2 protein-coding genes are annotated in these 3,334 nt (G+C 36.0%); one reads left to right on the forward strand and one right to left on the reverse strand.

What is annotated here, in order from left to right; genetic code table 11:
• Nucleotides 1-255 (reverse strand): DUF29 domain-containing protein (locus IQ242_RS20235; RefSeq protein ID WP_193961189.1); only part of this gene is annotated, 255 nt, incomplete at its 3' end.
• A 210-nt stretch (nucleotides 256-465) separates the two neighbouring features.
• On the opposite strand from IQ242_RS20235, the gene IQ242_RS20240 reads away from it, so the two are divergent.
• Nucleotides 466-3,219, forward strand: a complete 2,754-nt coding sequence (locus tag IQ242_RS20240; protein ID WP_193961190.1) for a class I SAM-dependent DNA methyltransferase — start codon at nucleotides 466-468, stop codon at nucleotides 3,217-3,219.
• Nucleotides 3,220-3,334: the final 115 nt, after the last annotated feature.

Below are 3,334 nucleotides of genomic sequence, written 5' to 3' on the forward strand. Positions count from 1 at the left end.
GCGATGCTCAATAATAGAACAATACCAGCTATCCTTCATTGATGGCGGTGCGTCCTGCTGTACTTTTAATTTGAGCAAGTGAGCCAAAAGAATCATCAAATTACTTTCTAAAGTTCTTTTTTCCGATTTTCCCAACTCGGTTAACTCCTCAATTAAGTTATCAGTATCCAGCGCAGCAAATTCCCGCTTCTGTAGGTGGCTAATTGTTGTTGCGAGCCACAATTGAAAATCTTGTTCGTAGAGAGTTTTGGACATAGCGATAAGTTGTTCCTTCGAGTCAATAACTAGATTGGTAACTAAGCGGCTACAATTCTCAAGGCGTTACTAATTTCTAGCTTCCCTTGTAGTTTACCAAAAAATCACCTAAAATGGAAACTATCTGTATCCCTTGCTGACTGCATCTGGCTCCCTACACCATTTTCTAGTATCTTTGAGCAACCCGGCGAAAGATAAGGATTTAAAACTATGCCTTTAAGTTGGAATGAAATTAAAAATCGCGCCATCGCTTTTCAAAAAGAGTGGCAAGGAGAGACTTCAGAAAAAGCAGAATCTCAGTCTTTTTGGAATGAGTTTTTTCATGTCTTTGGCATTTCACGGCGTAGGGTAGCCAGTTTTGAGCAACCGATAAAAAAAGCAGATAATAAACAGGGTTTTATTGATTTACTCTGGAAAGGAACGATTTTAGTTGAGCATAAATCGAAGGGTAAAGATTTAGAAAAAGCCACACAACAGGCTAAGGATTATTTTCCCAATTTAAAGGAACATGAGTTACCGCGTTATATTTTAGTCTCGGATTTTCAACGGTTTAAATTATATGATTTAGATTCGGGCAATCAATGGGAATTTGAATTAAGCAATTTTGTTGATAATGTTCATTTATTTGATTTTATTGCTGGTTACGAAAAGCGAGTTTATAAAGACGAAGATCCCGTCAATATTCAAGCCGCCGAGTTAATGGGAAAACTTCATGATTGCCTCAAAGAAATTGGTTATATAGGGCATGATTTGGAAGTTTATCTAGTGCGTTTATTATTTTGTTTATTTGCCGATGATACGGGTATTTTTAATAAGGGGATTTTCTGGGAATATATTGACCTACATACCAAAGAAGATGGCAGTGATTTGGCGATGCACATTGATGCTATTTTTCAGGTTTTGAATACACCAGAAGAAAAAAGATTAAAAAATCTCGATGAGAATTTAACTCAATTTCCCTACATAAATGGCAAGTTATTTGAGGAGTCATTACCCTTAGCGGCTTTTGATAGCAAGATGCGAGTCATGTTATTAGAAGCTTGTGCTTTTGATTGGGGAAAAATTTCCCCTGCTATTTTTGGTTCTATGTTTCAAGCGGTAATGAATCCAAAAGAGCGACGCAATTTAGGGGCGCATTATACCTCCGAGAAGAATATTCAAAAGGTGATTAAACCGTTATTTTTAGATGATTTATCCAGAGAATTTGAGAAGGTTAAAGGCAATCGCAATAAATTACTAGAATTTCAGAAAAAGATTGCTAATTTATATTTTCTTGATCCTGCCTGTGGTTGCGGCAATTTTTTAATTATTACCTATCGGGAGTTACGGGATTTAGAGATTTTGGTATTACAGGAGTTAGATAAAACGGGGCAGTTAGTAACAGATATTAGTACCATTATTCAGGTAGATGTCAATCAGTTTGCTGGTATTGAATACGATGAGTTTGCAGTGAGGGTGGCTGAGGTGGCGATGTGGTTAATTGATCATCAGATGAATATTAAAGTTAGTAATACTTTTGGTCAATATTTTGTGCGTTTACCATTAAAGAAAGCGGCAAAGATTGTTCATGGAAATGCCTTGCGGATTGATTGGGAAGAAGTTATCTCAAAAGAGAAGCTCAATTTTATTTTAGGAAATCCTCCTTTTGTTGGTGCGATGATTATGAACGATGAGCAAAGGAATGATATGGCTTATGTTTTCGACGGTGAGAAAGGAATAGGAGTTTTGGATTATGTGTGTGCATGGTATATTAAGGCTGCTCAAATAATTCAGGGCAATAGAATCAGGGTTGCTTTTGTTTCCACAAATTCTATATCTCAAGGTGAGCAAGTTGCCTTACTTTGGAATATTCTTTTTCAAAAATATCAGTTAAAAATTCATTTTGCCCATCGTACTTTTAAATGGAGTAATGAAGCCAAAGGAAACGCCGCAGTTCATTGTGTTATTATTGGCTTTGCAAGTTTTAATATAACAAATAAAATCCTCTTTGATTATGAAGATATTCAAGGTGAATCATTAGTTGTTAAGTCTAATAATATTAATCCCTATTTGGTTGATGGAAGTGACATCATTATTAATAACCGGAGTTTTCCTTTATCTAATGTTCCATTAATGCGTTTTGGTAGTATGCCAAGAGATGGTGGTAATTTTATTTTTACAGAACCAGAAAAAGAAGAATTTTTAAAATTAGAGCCGAAGGCAGAAAAATGGATTAAACCTTATACAGGAGCGCAAGAATTTATTAATGGTCATAGTCGCTACTGTCTATGGTTACTTGATATTTCTCCCAGGGAATTAAAGACATTACCAGAAGTCATCAAAAAAGTAGATAAGGTTAAAAATTTTAGATTAAAAAGTAAAGCAGCTTCTACTCGTAAATTTGCGGCGACACCTACTCTATTCTGTCAAATAGCACAACCCGAAACGAATTATTTACTTGTTCCCCGTGTTTCATCTGAAAGAAGAAAATATATTCCAATAGGTTTTATGAATAAAAATGTGATTGGTAATGATCAAGTTTTATTAATTCCTAATGCAAACCTATATTTATTTGGTATTCTTACTTCAGAAATGCACATGGCATGGGTTAAATATGTGTGTGGCAGATTAAAAAGCGATTATCGTTATTCAAAAGATATTGTTTATAATAACTACCCCTTTCCAGAAAATATCCCCGACAAACAAAAACAAACCGTCGAAACTTGCGCTCAAGCTGTGCTAGATACTAGGGTAAAATATCCTGATAGTAGCCTTGCGGATTTATACGATCCTTTAACCATGCCTCCCGACTTGCTCAAAGCTCACCAAAAACTTGACAAAGCCGTTGATTTGTGTTATCGTCCCCAACCCTTTACCAGTGAATTAAACCGTATTGAATACCTCTTTGAACTCTACGAAAAATTAACCGTTCCTCTACTCCCTACCAGCAAACAAAAACCCGCAAAAAGAAAAAATCCTCAATAACGAAGAAAGGAGACAGGAGACTCCGAGACAGGAGATTATTTTTATTTATTCTCCCCATTTCCCCACACCCTACACCCTACACCCCACACCCCACCAACAAGCTTTTTGCCGCAAA

The sequence above is a fragment of the Microcystis sp. LEGE 08355 genome, from assembly GCF_015207185.1.
In the GTDB taxonomy this organism is placed as follows: Bacteria; Cyanobacteriota; Cyanobacteriia; order Cyanobacteriales; family Microcystaceae; genus Microcystis; species Microcystis panniformis.